Source organism: Flaviramulus multivorans, from assembly GCF_021728415.1.
Classification (GTDB): Bacteria; Bacteroidota; Bacteroidia; order Flavobacteriales; family Flavobacteriaceae; genus Sabulilitoribacter; species Sabulilitoribacter multivorans.
Window position 1 is genome coordinate 27,067 of sequence record NZ_JAKKDV010000005.1, and the last position, 15,680, is coordinate 42,746.

The following is a 15,680-nucleotide window of genomic DNA, read 5'->3' on the forward strand; positions in this document are numbered from 1 at the left end:
TCAAATACTTCCTTTAAAATTTATATGACAGCATTCCTTTAATGTAAAATGGTGTGCCTGGTGTAAAATGAATTTCTTCAACAGGTTGTGTTTCATTTTGTAAACGAGATTCCGTTGCAAATTGCGTTTCATTCCACGCTACATCAAATAAATTTTCAACAACCATCCCTAATGTTACGTTACCTATACTGTAATTAAGGTTAATGTCTGTTACAAAATAACCCTCAGCTACAATACTATTATCTTCATTTGCAGGTCTATCATCAATATATCTATACCTTAAGCCTCCAGAAAAGTTATTCAGATTGTTAACCGATAAACCACCAGCAATAGTAAAATCTGGAGCCAAAGGAATGTAATTTTGTCCATCTAAATCGTCAACGCTTCTTGCCTTTGTTAATGTTGCATCACTATCAAAAAACAACCAATTGTTAAACTGATATCGCAATCCTAAATCTAATCCATAGCGCTCTGTTTTTCCACTTGGTTCAACAATTCCAGCATCTCCTACATACACAAATTCTTGTTCTAAAAATAAATACCACACTGCGGAATTAATCACCAATTTTGAACTGGGTTTCCAAATATTACCAAAGTCTAAACCGTAGGCTTTTGGTAAAATATCTTTTCCTTGATTACTCAACACAACTCTCGTATCGTTTGAATGAAACCCAACACCAGATTTTAAATAGAGTTGCAAGTTATCTTTCGCGTTAAAAAAGAAATTAAGTTTAGGGCTTACAATACTTTTACTTTCCGATAATAGCGTGTAGTTTGTTTGTAATTTATCGTTGTACAAAAACTTAAAATAATCTAAGCGTAAGCTAGGAGATATGGTAAGTTTTCCAAATTCAAATTCAGCATTAACGTAGGCATTAACATTAGTTTGGTTAATATCTCCTAATTGAATATTTTCCAGAGTTGTTTTTCTATTCAGCGTTTTTGATAATTCCGTATCCTTCGTAATATCATGTCTAAAACCCAAACCTGAATTTAATGTAACAGCTGTATTACCTAAATAAGTGTTATATGTTAGGTTGCTATTTAACCCAAAAATATCTCTATTTTCTTTTTGTTTTATCTGGTCGCCATTAATAGGGTCTTCTAAAAAAAACGTGAAATTTGAATACAGCTCAAACTCATAATGTGAATAAAATGCATTGGTTTTTAAGGTTGTATTATTTGAAACATATTTACTGTACTCCACGTTAAAATTTGTACGCTGTGTTGTACCACCTTCGGTATCATCAATTGCTCCAAAGCGTGATATATTTCCATTATCTACTTCGCGTTGTGGTATTTGACCTGAGGCATCCCATCTACTTGTAAAATGCGATGCGGATAAAGAAAGTTTATCGTTCTCTGGTGAAAACATAACATATTTACCAAACAGATTTAATCTGTTAAAATTTTGAGGTGACTCAAAAGGTCCATCATTTGATAAATACTCAACTGCCATATAAGCATTCTGGTTTTTCGTTTTTTCGAGCAAATCAAACATCCCTAAAGTTCTTAAAGAATTAAATTGCCCTACAGAAAACAAGACCTGACTTTCCTTTAAATAATCCTTAGTTGAAAAATCTACATACCCTGCTGTATTAAAATCACCTTGTTTAGCGTAGTATGGTCCTTTTCCAAAATCAATTTTATTGACCGTTTCTGGTATTAAAAAATGTAAATCGCTATAACCTTGTCCATGCGCGTGGGATACCATATTTACTGGCATACCATCAACAGAAATAGAAACATCGGTACCATGATCAATATCGAACCCTCTTAAAAAAAGCTGTTCTGCTTTTCCGCCTCCTGCATGCTGTCCGATAATTAATCCAGGAACTTTTCGTAAAACTTCTTGCGATGAGTTAACAGGACTTGTTTGTAAATCGAGTCTTGTTATAGTGCTTAAAGCATTTAGCTCTTCTCTTATTACCATTTCATCTAACTGGAATAATTTTTCTTCTAGGATAACAATCAATTTTGAATTGATATGTTGCTCATCAAGAAGGATGGTTTTGTTTTTATAACCCAACAATCCTATTCTTATAGAATCACCTATTTTAGTGTTATCTATAATAAACACGCCATTTTCAGAGGAATGCGCATGACTTTTAGAGTTTAAATTATAAATATAAGCAGCATCAAGAGGTTGCTCTAATTCATTTTTAACAATACCTTTAATCTGTTGCGAAAAGGAAAAACTGTTATTGAAAAAAGCTATTACCAAAAGAAATAGTGCAAATTTTGAATTTTTCATCATGATTTTTTTAGATATCATTGACTTTTTTCGCCATTAATGGACCAAGTTCAAAAATACTTTCTTGCAATTCCTTTTTTAGATTTTTAACCTCTTTAAGTTTCCCGTTAGCCTTGTATATGTGAGCTAAATGAAACAATACTTCAGGTTCAAAAGTTTTTCCAACCACGTGTTTTTCTACAACTTCTAAAGCTTCTTTTGTATCGCCATGATTGTAGTAAGTCCATGCCAATAAATCATAGGATTGTGGAGTAGGTCTGTTTTCAATTTCCGTATTTGCAATTCTTAAAGCTTTTGCAGATTCTTTCGGATTATCAACAAATAAAAGTAGGTTGTATTTGTTATACATAGCACCATACAATGGGTTGTTAACCGCACCGTTATACAGATTTAATTCCGTTTCTTTTAAGGTTTCATCACCTTTAAATTCTGCTATTTCAGCTTTTAAAAGATGGTAGTCTGGGGCATTATACGTTTTAGTAATAGTGTTTAAAATACGAAGTGCTTCATCAGGATTTTTTTCATAGGAATATACTATCCAAGCAATCCCTTTTTTAGCGTATGCATCATTGGGGTCAAGTTCTAAAGCTTTTAAATAGTGATTGTAGGAGGCTTCTATATTTCCAGCATGTCCATAATAATCAGCAAGATTGGTATAAACCCATTGTTTTGTTGAAGGTATATTTGATGCTTCAGCAATATCTCTGGCTTGCTGCATATATTTAATAGCAGCATCCAAGTTTCCTCTATGATCAGACCATTTTGATAAGCGAATTAAGTAATCGAAATCTGATTCTTTTCTAACTTTTTCAAGATAGGCTTTAGCTAAATCAAAGTTCCCAAGCTCTAAATGCACATCAAATAACATTTTTTCTGTGCTTTTTAAGTTTTCACCATTAACTTCAGCTTTTTCAAGAAGTTCTAAGGCTTCTTTAAATCGGTGTTGTGAGATATAATTTCTGGCTAAACCTCTTAAATAAGCTGGCTTATTATAAGACGTTCTTTCATTAGCTTTAATTAAGTTTTTCTCAGCTTCAATTAGTGCTTTAATATTTCCAGTTTTACCGAATATTTGAGATTGAGATGCTGCAATTTTAGCATAATACGGAAATTGATTTGGTTCTTTTTCTAGCTTTTTTTCCCAAAATTGTAGGTCTTCCGTAACTAAATGCAACATCTCGTTCTCGCTAGCCACTAAATAAGTATTGTAATCGTCAGCGCTTGTTATATTTTTATTTGAATTGTTACAACTTACTATAAGCAGTAAGAGTAACATATATGTTAATTGTTTTATAGGTTTCATTGTGTTTGTGTTTTATTTTTTTGTGTAGGTACTATATTTTAATACTCTAAAACAGAAGTTAAACTCCTGTTTTAGAGGTTGTAAATTCTACCAAGGCGATGCTAGGTAAGGAAATGAGGTCAAAAAGGGTTTATCATTGCCATCTACATTATCATTAGATAATCCAGGGTTTTCAGAGAAATCTTCACCTCCAAAAATCAATAATAGTTCAACCGTAATAACGTCATCGGCTAAGGCTCTACCTGTTAAAACATTAGTGCCATCATAAAATGTTGTTGTTCCGTCTAAGGATACATTTAAAACATCAGTAGCTAAAAGTCCTGTAAAAGTTGCTGCATCTAAACCAAGAGCATTAGTATCTCCAGGATTTGCATAAGCTGGACTTAAGGCTGTTAAATTAGCTTCAAACATACTTTGAAATGCTGCGTTTTGTCCTGAAGGTACAGTTGTGTTAAACATATCTTTACTTCCAGAAGACACAAATACTGTATTTACAGCTGGTCTACCCATTTGATCTTCCTGAGTATATGTTCCAGAAAAATCTGGTGCTTCAGGGAATGTTGGTTGATTGTCATCATTATTCGAACAGTTGAACGTGAATAATGAAAGTGCGCATGCTACGCTTAATATTTTTATAGTTTTCATCTTTATTATCTTTAAAGGTTAATTATTATTTTCTTTTTGATTCTACCCACGTATTAATGGTTCCTGAACCACCAATCATAGATTTAGGTACTTCTACTACAATAGACATTACGTTACTTCCAGCAAAGGTGTCTGCTCCAGGCATATTAAAACTTGTTGCATTTCCAGCAATAATTTCTGAATACTGAGCAAAGTCCATAAAGAATGGGTCATCACGTGGTCCAGCAAAAAAGCTCATACCACCATTACTAGATACATTTGCACTTGATCCGTAAGCTGTGATATCAACGATACCACCTACTAAAGCCGATGTTTCTACGACACTATTAAGACCTGTTTGTGAAGGCGCTATAGGTCCGAAGAAATACATTCTACCATCTCTTGGAATAGCTTGAATGACTAAATCTTCAACGTTGTCACCAGTGTTATCAATATTAAATTCAATTAATACGTTTTCATCAAACGTAGCTGAACCTGTTGCGGCGGGACTTAATAGTCCTTGAATATTTGCAACAAATACTAAGTTGCTTGAATTTTGCCCTTGAAAGGCATAAAAATCAGTAATATCACTATTACCACCTTGTACTGCAGGAGCATCAATATGATCTGCTGCTAAAATGAAGAATGCTGCTGCTGCAACAACTCCAATTCCTAAAACTTTCTTTAAATTTTTCATGATTTTTGAGATTTTTGTTATTTATTAAATTTTTACTCTCAACCATACCTACGCAAAAAAGGAAATAGCGGTTTTGTTAAAATTTTGTTAAAGAAAAAAATATCGATTAAATTTTTAAATGCATTACTTTTATACCCGCATAACTAATGACGAACAATGAACCCATCAGCCGCAGGTTGGATTAAAAAATTTCTTAAGGAGTTAGGAGATAAAAAGACCTTCTTTAATTTTGAAGAAGAACAGTTTTATGATGCCTTGAGGCATTGTGGTTTTATATATGGTAGTAATATTGAGGTTGCATCGAATATTATCGGCAAAAATGATTTAACCGAAGAGGAGCTAAGTAAACTTAATTTAACCCTAGCTTTTTTATACATACATAAAAATTCAGCTTCTGAAATTCCTTTTATTGATTCAGTAACACAGTTTTATACGGATATTAATGAGCATAAAACAACGTTTTTAGATGGACTTTTAAGTGGTAAAAAATCAACTGATCAGTTTGAGAAAATAATACACAAGCGTATTCAAATTGACGCTAATATCATTACGAAAAACTTTAACTATTTTATAATTAATGCCCTTTTGTTTGTTGATGTTCTGGCTTTTAAGAAGTTTTTAGATGACCATACTATATCCATCGATTATTTAAAAAACATGGAAGCCTCAATAGCATCCATTTCTTTAGATGTATTAAATTCTAAAACTGAAAAAAATCAATATGACGAAAGTTTAATTAAGTTATTTGAATCGTCCTTGCGTTATTTTGAAAACATAGATGTAGATTATAAAACAGCCATTGGTTTTATTGAAAATAAGCTAGAACAGTATTATGTTTTAGACCTAGCTTGTATGGCTACTTGGAGCGATAGGTTTATTGATGTGGAAGAACAAAAATTTTTAAAGAAACTAGGAAACGATTTAAAATTAAGCACCAACAGGATACAGCAATCTATAAAAGCCGTTAACCAATTTTATACCGATAATAAGGATAACATTGCTTTATTAAGCTCCAAAAACATTGTACAGAGTTTTTATAATAACTCGAGTAAAATGGTTACAAAACTTATTTCTAGAAATAAAAAACGCCTCTATAGAGAACTTCTTGATAGCAAGGAGCTTATGGTATTGTTAACCCAGTCCACTGTTAGAGATTTAAATAAAGAAGAACAAAAAAAAGTACAAGAACAACTATTAGATATTTTTAAATCTATACCAAGCTTAGCTATTTTTATGTTACCCGGTGGCGCATTATTGTTACCATTAGTAGTTAAATTTATACCTAAATTATTGCCTTCTGCCTTTGATGAAAATAGGATTGAGGATTAAAAAAACTGTTTTTTATTTTATTTCAGTTAGCTTTACGAACACTAACTAAATAAACTGAAAATGGCATCTTACACAATTGGTGAAATAAACAATATTTTAAAAGGCGAATTAATTGGGAACACAACCCAACAAATTGAAGGTCCGGAACAATTACAAAACGCCAAAAGCAATCATATTACTTTTATTGGAAGCGTAAAATATGTTAAGTATTGGGCAGACTCCAAAGCTTGTGCAGCCATTGTAAATGATAATTTAACGGTTGAGCCTGGAGAAAATCGTGCTTTAATCAAAGTGAAGAATGCCGATTTAGCCATGGCTAAAATTTTAGAGCTTTTTCAACCCTCGACACCAGAATTTGAAACGGATATTCATCCAACAGCGGTTATTCATAAAACGGCTACTATTGGTAAAGGTTGTAAAATTGGTGCCAATTGTTATGTTGGTAAAAACGTAGAATTAGGAGATGGCGTTATTCTGTATCCTAATGTTTGCGTGTTTGATGAAACCACCATTGGAAATCATACTACTATATGGTCTGGAACGGTAATACGCGAACATTGTATTATTGGGAGTCACTGTATTTTTCATACTAATGTAAGTATTGGAGCCGATGGATTTGGATACCGACCTAGTGATGATGGTAGAGGACTTGTAAAAATACCGCAAATAGGTAATGTTATTATTGGGCATTATGTTGAAATTGGTGCTAACTCTTGTGTTGATAGAGCCAAATTTAGCTCTACTATTGTGGGTGATGGTTGTAAAATAGATAACCTGGTACAAATAGCGCATAATAGTGTTATGGGTCGTTTTTGCATTATGGCAGGACATAGCGGACTTGCAGGTTCTGTGACTTTAGGCGATGGTGTTATTATTGGAGGAAGCGCTTCTATAAAGGATCATACTACCATACATTCTGGTGCTACCGTAGGAGCAGGCTCGGGTGTTATGAATGATGTTAAAGCAGGCGAAACCGTTTTGGGGTATCCAGCACAAGATGCCAGAGATATGTTAAAACAATGGGTAGCAATGCGCAGGTTGGCTAAAAAGTAATGCTTTATCTAAAAAAACATATTTAGTTTGTAGGTTTTAAACTTGTTTTATAATTTAATCTTGTAGAATTCGCTTAAATTAATAAAGAATAATATGAAAGTAAAAATTGAAGTATTGGGGCTAATCATGGGTTGGTTTGCCATTATCACTCAATTTATTTTAATGATTGAAAATAGGCAGACAGATATTTTAGAAACAGTTTTTCGTTTTTTTAGCTTTTTTACCATTCTCACCAATATTTTAGTAGTATTATTTTTTACTGCGACTGCATTAAAGTTATCAGGGTCTATTTTTAAAATATTTTCTGCAAAAGGAACCATTACAGCTATTACGGCTTTCATTCTAATTGTAGGATTAGTTTATCAATTTGTACTAAGAAAGATATGGACGCCAACTGGTTTACAATTTGTTGCCGATGAACTTTTACATTCTGTTATTCCATTATTTATGCTTGGGTATTGGTTCTTTTATTTTAAGGCCAACGACCTATTGATAAAGCCATTGATTGCTTGGTTAATTTATCCATTTACATATGTTACATTAATAATTATTAGGGGTTATTTTTCTGGATATTACCCCTATCCGTTTTTAAATATTGAAGACTTAGGATTTACTAAAGTTTTGTTTAACGTAATAGTTATTTTCGCTCTTATAATTGCTATATTAAGTTTGCTAACTATTTTTGGAAAATATTTTATTAAAACAGCATCTGCTAATCGTAATTAGCTTTAGGTATATTTCTTTAAACTATAATTTATAGACTCAGGAAACAAAATTCTAAAAACTACTCCAACCAAGCTTTAAAATCTTTTACACGCTCTCGGGCTACAATAACCTCGTCGTCATTATAGGTTTTTAGTTTTATTTGTAAACGCGAGTTGGTATAGCTTACCATATCTTTTATGGCATTAATATTGACAAAAAATTTGCGGTTTATGCGGAAAAAGGTGTGAGGTTCTAGCTCATCTTCAAGTTGCTCTAAAGTCGTGTCTAGTAAATAGTTTCTGCCTTCGTTAGTGTATAAATAGGTGCCCTTGTTTTCGCTGTAAAAACATTCAATGTCGTCAATATTTATAAGTTTTAAATGTTGTCCTACTTTTACCGAAAAGCGTTTTTTGTACTCACGATCGATAGGATTTACTAGGAGTTTTTTAATATCATTAAAGTCTAAAGTAACAGCTTGCTTTTTTGGTGTACGCTCTTGATATTTTTTTACGGCTTTGGCCAAATCGTCTTCGTCAATTGGTTTTAATAGATAGTCGATACTATTTAGCTTAAAAGCTTGTAGTGCATACTCATCAAAAGCGGTGGTAAAAATAACGGCGCTTTTAATATTTATGGTTTCAAAAATTTCGAAAGACAACCCATCACTTAGTTGAATATCTAAAAATATTAAATCGGGATGTTCATTATTTTGAAACCATTGGATGGATTCTTCAACTGAATGAAGCATAGTTTCAGTTTCAATATTTAAATGACTTAGCATACGCTGTAAGCGGCGTGCTGATGGTTTTTCGTCTTCTATAATAATTACTTTCATTGTTGATTGGTTGATGTTTTTTGCGTTAGCGATTGGAGCTAGCTACCATGTAGCGCGTAAAGCGCGACCCGTTTATCCTGAACTTGTTTCAGGAACGAGGGTAACGCCCAAATAATTTATTCCCAGCGTTTGGTGTCTTCTTTATTTATAAACTCTTTCATTTTACGTTCTTCCCATGATTTTTTGAATACAATTCTGCCTTTAAATACATGCCAACCGTGGACAAAAATAAAAACAGACCATGCTGCAAGTATGATAATATCGAACCAAAAGAAAAACTCTTTGTGTGGACCTGCCATTATATACAAATTATATAACAATAGTGCGACTACTATTGAATACCCGACTAAATGAATATAGAAAACCTTGATGTTATAGACCTTTTTCTTAGCTTTTAAAAATTGCTCTTGAGTGTCTTTTTCTTTACTCATCTTACTCAAATTTACGGGTGTTTTGTTCTTTATCCATATACTCTTTTATTTTACGTTGTTCCCAGTTTTTACCAAACATAAAGTCTGGACCAAAAACACCTAAAAAATGAAAGAATAAACCAATACCCCAAAATAATGCTGTGGCAAACGTGCCAAAACTGAATAACTTACCGCCATTTGAAACTATAAGAATAATTATAAATAGGTTTACTACTACGTAACTAGCTAGATGCCAATAAAAACCTATTAATTTTTTTACTTTTTCTTTGGCTCGCAGGTACGCTTTTTCTCTGAAATAGTCTTCTTCAGGAGTGTCGTTATTATAAGGTTCAATGTTGTAATTTTCCATGATACTTTAATTTTATCTCCAACGGTTTTTTTCCTCTTCGCGCATAAATTCCTCTATTTTACGTTTTTCCCAATTTCTACCAAAAGCTCCTTGGTTTACAAATACTCGGAAAGCTTGAATTGCCAACCCAATACCCCAACCAAACATTGGGAACCAGAACCACTGAAAATGCCATGAGGTTTTATAGTTTATAAAGATTAGAAAAGGGATTACTAAAAAATATGATGCTAGGCTATAATAAAAGCCTTTAAGTTCTTCTACATAGTTGCGTGCGCGCACGTAACTATCGTCAAATTTTGATTTTGATTCTATCGGTTTCATAACTGATATTTGTTTTGTAAGCATTGGTATTGCGACTGCAAAACGGGTTGCTTCTTTATTTATGTTTACTTTTTTGTTGGTTAATAATTGGTAGCGCTGTTTTATATTATCTAACCCAACACCACTACTCTTTTTTACTATTTGTTTGGGTTGTAAATTGTTTTCTACCACCAAATTGTCTTGGTCTTCATAAATTTTAATATGAAGTGGATTATTTGTTGTTACCATATTATGCTTAACAGCATTTTCCAGAAGTAACTGTAAGGATAGCGGTACCACTTTACTTTCTGGGTTTATTGCTTTTTCTGGCATGGTAAAAACAATACTATCTTCAAAGCGCATTTTTAGCAAAGACATGTAGGTTTTTGCAAACTCTAACTCTTCATCAACCGTAACCAACTCTTTATTTTTTTGTTCTAGAACATAGCGATATACTTTTGATAACGATGTGGTGAATTTTTGAGCGCTTTGTGGGTTTTCTTCAATTAAACTCGTTAATACATTTAAGCTATTGAATAGAAAATGGGGGTCTAATTGGTTTTTTAAGGCATCAAATTTAGCACTTGCTGTACCAGCAATTACCTTTTGTTCTTTTACTCTGTTTTGTTGGTATTTATTATAAAAATAAATAATATGAAATACACTAACAATGGTTAAGGTTATCCACAACCCGAATTTGTAATATTTAAACTTTTCGTTAGCTAGAAACTCGTAAAAAGTTTTATCGGTGTATATAAAAGTTGTGAAAGCCCTAAGAATAAACAGACCAATTAATGTAACAATAGTGGCGCCTAAGATGCCAATAACAATGCGCTTTACGGTATCATTTTTTTTCCAATTACGACGTTCCATATAAGCGAAAAAATACATATTAGAATACCCCAAGACAAAAGAATAGAGTTGATAGAATGCAAAATCGACTAAAGCATCATTGAAATTTTCATAGGTTCCAAAACCACCAGACAGCATTGTTCCAACAACAAATACAATACAACCTATTATAAACGTGATGATGATATCTTTAACCGACTTTGTCATAATTATTACTTAATTTATTTGCCACAAGTTTCTAAAACCTGTACTACACGATCTTTACCCCAATTTGGATGAAATGGTGTTTCAGGTTTAAAGTTAGCAAAAAGTTCTAATGCCCTTTCTAAATCTTTACAAAATGGTGCGGTATCTTGTCCAAAATACTTTGCACCACCTATATTCCATTCTGCTTTGCAGTAAACAACTCTTGGGTTTTCAGGTGCTATCTGTTCTGCTTTAGTGTATAATTCTACCACTTTTCCCGATAAAGTCATGCCGTATGTTGCTCCATCAAAAGCTACCCAAGCAGTATGTAATAAGGCTTGAAGGACTAAAATTTCTGGATTGTTTTTGGAAATTGCAGTAGCATCATTAATTAAATCTTGTGCCTTTTTAAGTTTGGCACTCAATTTTTCTTCGTCTTTCTCACCAAAACTGTGCATAATATTTACTTGTGCAGCATAATAGGGTGGAAGCCAATTGTCTGGTTCTGCCGTGGCAATACGTTCAAACAAGTTGGAAGCTTCAGTAGGATTGTTTTGTCCCCAAAGTTCAAAGGCTTTTTGCATACCTTTTTCATAGTTAGTTTGTGCATTTGTTAATGCCGAAACTAATAGTGTTGCGATGATGATTAAATGTTTCATAAGTGTTCGTTTTTAATTACATAGCAAATATCAATAGGAATATTAAGGTTTTAAAAAGAGGATTACCGAACTGTTATTTTTTGTAGATGAAATGTTAAACCTGTATTATTTAGCAATTAAAATGATTAATTTGGGTGTAATAAAATTTTATAAAATGAAAAAGTGTGTGTTTATTCTGCTAGTTTTTACGTCCTTAATAAGTTTTGGTCAAACAGAAAAAGTTTCAATGATAGATTATGTAGAAGTGCTAAATGGAAATAAAGAGGAAGCTCTTTTTTATTATCAAAATAATTGGGAGCAACTAAGAAAAAAAGCTATTGCAAAAGGGTATATAGACTCGCATCAACTATTAGAAACTGTGCCAACAGCAGAAACACCTTTCACGTTTATTCTAATAACCACTTATAAAAACAAGCGGCAGTATGATAACAGTGAAACACATTTTCAAGAACTAATTGAAGAACGTGGAGAATTAAAGCTATTGAACTCAAAAAAACCTCCTGAATTCCGAAAAGTTATTTTGCATAATGATTCAGTTTTGCATTGGAATTAACGACCGTATAAATAAAAGGCAGTTTAAATATTATTTAAACTGCCTATATACATTGATAAAAAACCTATTTTAAACTATGATCCTCCTTCAAACTTGAAAAAAATAGGTACAGCATAAGAAACCTTAACGGGTTTACCACGTTGTTTACCAGGTTCCATTTTTGGTAATAAACTAATAATACGTTCTGCTTCTTTTTCTAAAATTTTATCTGGACCTCGAGATCGAATACTTGTGGTGTTTCCTTTAGAATCTATAACGAAAATTACAGATACACGACCTTGGAGGCCTAGTTCTAAAGCGGTTTGAGGATAATTAAAGTTTTTTAATATATGCTCTTGTATTTTTTGTTGAAAACACGCTTTAGACTTAGCTTTATTTAACCCTTCGCAACCGGGAAACACAGGAACATTTTCAATAATTGCAAAAGCAACTTCTACTTCTTCTTCAACCTCCTCAACAGTAACTTCGCTCACTTCAACAACGCGTTCTTCAATAGCATCATCTTGACCAGTTTCGGTACTTTCAATAATGGTTTCTTGAATTTCTTCAACATCTTCTACTATTTGAATCGTTTCTTGAATTGCGACAGGAGGTGGTGGTGGCGGTGGCGTGTTTGTATTTATTATAGGTATTTCTTCTTCTATGTTTTGTTCTACGTCAACAATCTCCATAACAAAATCACTTTTTTCATAAGTCTTAAATTCTAAGGCACGCCATGATAAAAATAACATCAAGTTTAAACCAATAGCAAAATAAATACTGCTATTACGGCCTACTTCAACTTTTGGGTTTTTTTTAGCTTTCATCACAAATGATTTAATAACTTAAATTTATTACAATCATTTATAAATAAGAATGACATTTGTCATGTTACAACAAAAGGGTTATTTACTATCAAACAATAAATAAAAAAAGCTGTCTATAAAAGAGACAGCTTTACATTAAACTTAACTTAAATTAATTCAATCTATCATGAAATTTTAATTGCTCTAGGAGGTTTTTGTTTTGCTTCTTCTTTTTTAGGAAGATGCACGGTTAATATACCCTCATTATAAGTTGCATTTATTTTACTGTCATTTACCGTTTCTGGTAATGTAAAGGTTCGCTTAAATGAAGAATAGCCAAACTCTTTTCGAGTGTAATCATCATTTTTTTCTTCATTGTTCTCTCTTAATTCTGCTGAAATAGATAAAGCATTGTTTTCTAGGTTAATATTAAAATCAGATTTCTTTAATCCTGGGACTGCCATTTCCACTACAAAAGCATCAGCAACTTCCTTAATATTTACTTTAGGAAGCGACATGCCAGTGTTAAAATTTGAAGAGAATAATGCTGGAAAATCGTTTAATGAAAAATCATCAAACCAAGTTGAAAATGATGGGAAATTTGAGACTCTATTTGGTTTTGCTAAATTTCCATTTTTCGGTAATGTTGCTAAATTGCTCATTGTTAAAAAATTTTAAATTAGACATTTATTTTATTGTTATTCAACTTATTAAATGCAATTAAAATGCCAAATCAGGTATTGTGATAAGGTGTCCTATTCTTTAATAATTCTTTAACATATTTCTGTCATTTTTTCATTTTTTTGCTCATAAAAAGTGTCAATTTTTCGGTTAGACTGCATTTGAATTTATATAAAAATTACTCTACCTTCGTTAGAAGGTTTTCGTTATTTAAAAAACTATTTAAAATTTAATTTATTAAAAACAAATCAGTTATGAAGTTTAGTTGTTTTTGGGTTGTATGTCTTTTTTTAGTTACCGGAGGTTTAGTTGCACAAGAAAATTTACTTATTAATATATACAATAGAGAGACCAAATCGTTAAATGGTTCATGGAAGTATATTGTTGATCCCTATGAAAATGGTTATTATAATTACAGGTATGAACCACTTGAAAACTTTGAAAACCTTTGGAAGTTGGCGTTTTTTACAAATGCAAAGCCTGAAAACAAATCCGATTTGGTAGAATATGATTTCGATAAAAGTGATTCTATATTAGTGCCAAGTGATTGGAATACACAAAAGGAAAAACTGTTTTATTATGAAGGAACGGTTTGGTATAAAAAATCATTTGATTATCTGGTTAAAAAGAAATCAAACCGTGTTTTTGTTTATTTTGAAGCTTCAAATTATCAAACGGATGTTTACTTAAATGGTAAAAAGCTAGGAACTCATTTAGGGGGATTTACCCCGTTTAACTTTGAAATTACGTCGTTACTAAAAGAAAAACATAATTTTTTAATTATTAAGGTAGATAACAAGCGCAAAAAAGAAGGTGTGCCTACACTTAATACCGATTGGTGGAATTACGGTGGTTTAACAAGGGATGTGAAGATTGTTGAAACTAGTGCTAATTTTATTCAAGATTACTTTATTCAATTAAATCAAGAAAACAACAAGAAAATTAAAGGAACAATAAAACTTAATGGACAAAATCTTAATAGCAAAAAAGTACAGCTTAGTATTCCTGAATTAGGAATAAAAAAGGAGTTTGTAAGCAATGACATTGGTGAGGTTTCTTTTGAAATAGAATCTGAGACTATTCAATATTGGTCGATTAACAATCCGAAACTGTATGAGGTAATTATTCAATCAGATGAAGATAAAACAATAGATCAAATAGGTTTCCGTACCATAAAAACGGAGGGTTCTAAAATTCTTTTAAATGAGGAAGAAGTGTTTCTTAAGGGGATTTCAATACATGAAGAGAGCCCCATTCGTGAAGGACGAGGGTATTCCCTGAAAGATGCAGAGCAATTGTTACTATGGGCTAAAGAATTAGGGTGCAATTATGTAAGGTTAGCCCATTATCCACATAACGAACATATGGTTCGACTCGCTGATAAAATGGGTATTATGGTTTGGGAAGAAAACCCTGTTTATTGGACTATTTCATGGGAAAACGAATCTACTTTTTTAAATGCAAAAAATCAATTAACGGAATTAATTCAAAGAGATAAAAACAGAGCATCAGTAATTATTTGGTCTATGGCTAATGAAACGCCCGCAACAGTAGCTCGAAATAGTTTTTTAACCAGGCTTGCAAAACATACAAGAGCACTTGATAATACACGATTAATTAGTGCCGCATTAGAGCAGAGTAGTGTTGAAGGCAATTCAAATATTAGAACTATTGATGACCCATTTGCAGAAGTAGTAGATGTATTAAGTTTCAACCAGTATATTGGTTGGTATGAGGGGCTGCCTGAAAAATGCCGAAGTATAAGTTGGAACATTGAGCATAACAAACCGGTACTGATTTCCGAGTTTGGAGCTGGTGCTAAAAAAGGATATTATGGCGATAAGGATACCAGATGGACTGAGGAGTTTCAAGAAAATTTATATACAGAAACACTGAATATGATTGATGGTATAGAGCAGTTAAAAGGCTTTTCTCCTTGGATTTTAGTCGATTTCAGATCGCCGAGGCGAGTTTTACCAAATATTCAAGATGGGTGGAACCGTAAAGGGCTTATCTCTGAAGATGGCCAAAAAAAGAAAGCCTTTTTTGTTTTACAAAATTATTATAATAACAAAGCAAATTAA

Annotated in this window: 16 protein-coding genes; 5 read left to right on the top strand and 11 right to left on the bottom strand. The window is 32.3% G+C overall.

Annotated features, from left to right (window positions below):
* Positions 1-13: 13 nt before the first annotated feature.
* The 4 genes from L3X39_RS11605 to L3X39_RS14740 all read right to left on the bottom strand — a co-directional run bounded on the left by L3X39_RS11605 (position 14) and on the right by L3X39_RS14740 (position 4,878).
* Positions 14-2,254 carry a TonB-dependent receptor gene (locus L3X39_RS11605; RefSeq protein WP_237231955.1) on the bottom strand — a complete coding sequence of 747 codons (2,241 nt, stop codon included), beginning with the start codon at positions 2,252-2,254 and terminating at the stop codon, positions 14-16.
* A 10-nt stretch (positions 2,255-2,264) separates the two neighbouring features.
* Entirely contained in the window at positions 2,265-3,557 is a 1,293-nt protein-coding gene (locus tag L3X39_RS11610; protein ID WP_237231956.1) for a tetratricopeptide repeat protein, read from the bottom strand.
* Positions 3,558-3,644: 87 nt separating this feature from the next.
* On the bottom strand, positions 3,645-4,202 hold the full coding sequence (locus L3X39_RS14735) for a DUF4331 family protein (protein ID WP_262910984.1): 558 nt from the start codon (positions 4,200-4,202) through the stop codon (positions 3,645-3,647).
* 25 nt (positions 4,203-4,227) lie between these two features.
* Complete coding sequence (locus L3X39_RS14740) at positions 4,228-4,878, bottom strand: DUF4331 family protein (protein ID WP_262910985.1); 651 nt, start codon at positions 4,876-4,878, stop codon at positions 4,228-4,230.
* Between the two features lie 156 nt (positions 4,879-5,034).
* Between L3X39_RS14740 and L3X39_RS11625 the strand changes: the two genes are divergently transcribed.
* The 3 genes from L3X39_RS11625 (at position 5,035) to L3X39_RS11635 (ending at position 7,986) form a co-directional block, all read left to right on the top strand.
* Complete coding sequence (locus tag L3X39_RS11625; RefSeq protein ID WP_237231957.1) at positions 5,035-6,207, top strand: LETM1-related biofilm-associated protein; 1,173 nt, start codon at positions 5,035-5,037, stop codon at positions 6,205-6,207.
* A 60-nt stretch (positions 6,208-6,267) separates the two neighbouring features.
* Complete coding sequence (lpxD, locus tag L3X39_RS11630) at positions 6,268-7,260, top strand: UDP-3-O-(3-hydroxymyristoyl)glucosamine N-acyltransferase (protein ID WP_237231958.1); 993 nt, start codon at positions 6,268-6,270, stop codon at positions 7,258-7,260.
* Positions 7,261-7,353: 93 nt separating this feature from the next.
* On the top strand, positions 7,354-7,986 hold the full coding sequence (locus L3X39_RS11635) for a Pr6Pr family membrane protein (protein WP_237231959.1): 633 nt from the start codon (positions 7,354-7,356) through the stop codon (positions 7,984-7,986).
* A gap of 58 nt (positions 7,987-8,044) precedes the next feature.
* Here L3X39_RS11635 and L3X39_RS11640 read toward each other — a convergent pair whose 3' ends face one another.
* The 5 genes from L3X39_RS11640 to L3X39_RS11660 form a co-directional block, all read right to left on the bottom strand.
* Positions 8,045-8,800 carry a LytR/AlgR family response regulator transcription factor gene (locus L3X39_RS11640; RefSeq protein ID WP_237231960.1) on the bottom strand — a complete coding sequence of 252 codons (756 nt, stop codon included), beginning with the start codon at positions 8,798-8,800 and terminating at the stop codon, positions 8,045-8,047.
* A 116-nt stretch (positions 8,801-8,916) separates the two neighbouring features.
* Positions 8,917-9,231: a 2TM domain-containing protein gene (locus tag L3X39_RS11645; RefSeq protein WP_237231961.1), complete on the bottom strand. Its 315-nt coding sequence runs from the start codon at positions 9,229-9,231 to the stop codon at positions 8,917-8,919.
* Position 9,232: 1 nt separating this feature from the next.
* A complete protein-coding gene (locus L3X39_RS11650) occupies positions 9,233-9,580 on the bottom strand; it encodes a 2TM domain-containing protein (RefSeq protein WP_237231962.1) in 348 nt (115 codons plus the stop codon).
* A gap of 12 nt (positions 9,581-9,592) precedes the next feature.
* A complete protein-coding gene (locus tag L3X39_RS11655) occupies positions 9,593-10,939 on the bottom strand; it encodes a histidine kinase (RefSeq protein ID WP_237231963.1) in 1,347 nt (448 codons plus the stop codon).
* Positions 10,940-10,953: 14 nt separating this feature from the next.
* The gene (locus L3X39_RS11660) at positions 10,954-11,577 is read right to left on the bottom strand and encodes a tetratricopeptide repeat protein (RefSeq protein WP_237231964.1); all 624 of its coding nucleotides are present in this window, start codon (positions 11,575-11,577) and stop codon (positions 10,954-10,956) included.
* A gap of 154 nt (positions 11,578-11,731) precedes the next feature.
* Here L3X39_RS11660 and L3X39_RS11665 point away from each other — a divergent pair, with 154 nt between their 5' ends.
* Complete coding sequence (locus L3X39_RS11665; RefSeq protein WP_237231965.1) at positions 11,732-12,130, top strand: hypothetical protein; 399 nt, start codon at positions 11,732-11,734, stop codon at positions 12,128-12,130.
* Positions 12,131-12,204: 74 nt separating this feature from the next.
* On the opposite strand, the gene L3X39_RS11670 is transcribed toward L3X39_RS11665, so the two are convergent.
* Positions 12,205-12,936: an energy transducer TonB gene (locus L3X39_RS11670; RefSeq protein ID WP_237231966.1), complete on the bottom strand. Its 732-nt coding sequence runs from the start codon at positions 12,934-12,936 to the stop codon at positions 12,205-12,207.
* Positions 12,937-13,100: 164 nt separating this feature from the next.
* Entirely contained in the window at positions 13,101-13,577 is a 477-nt protein-coding gene (locus L3X39_RS11675; RefSeq protein WP_237231967.1) for an Hsp20/alpha crystallin family protein, read from the bottom strand.
* A gap of 273 nt (positions 13,578-13,850) precedes the next feature.
* Between L3X39_RS11675 and L3X39_RS11680 the strand changes: the two genes are divergently transcribed.
* Positions 13,851-15,680 (top strand): glycoside hydrolase family 2 protein, encoded by a 1,830-nt coding sequence (locus L3X39_RS11680; RefSeq protein WP_237231968.1) that lies wholly within the window; start codon positions 13,851-13,853, stop codon positions 15,678-15,680.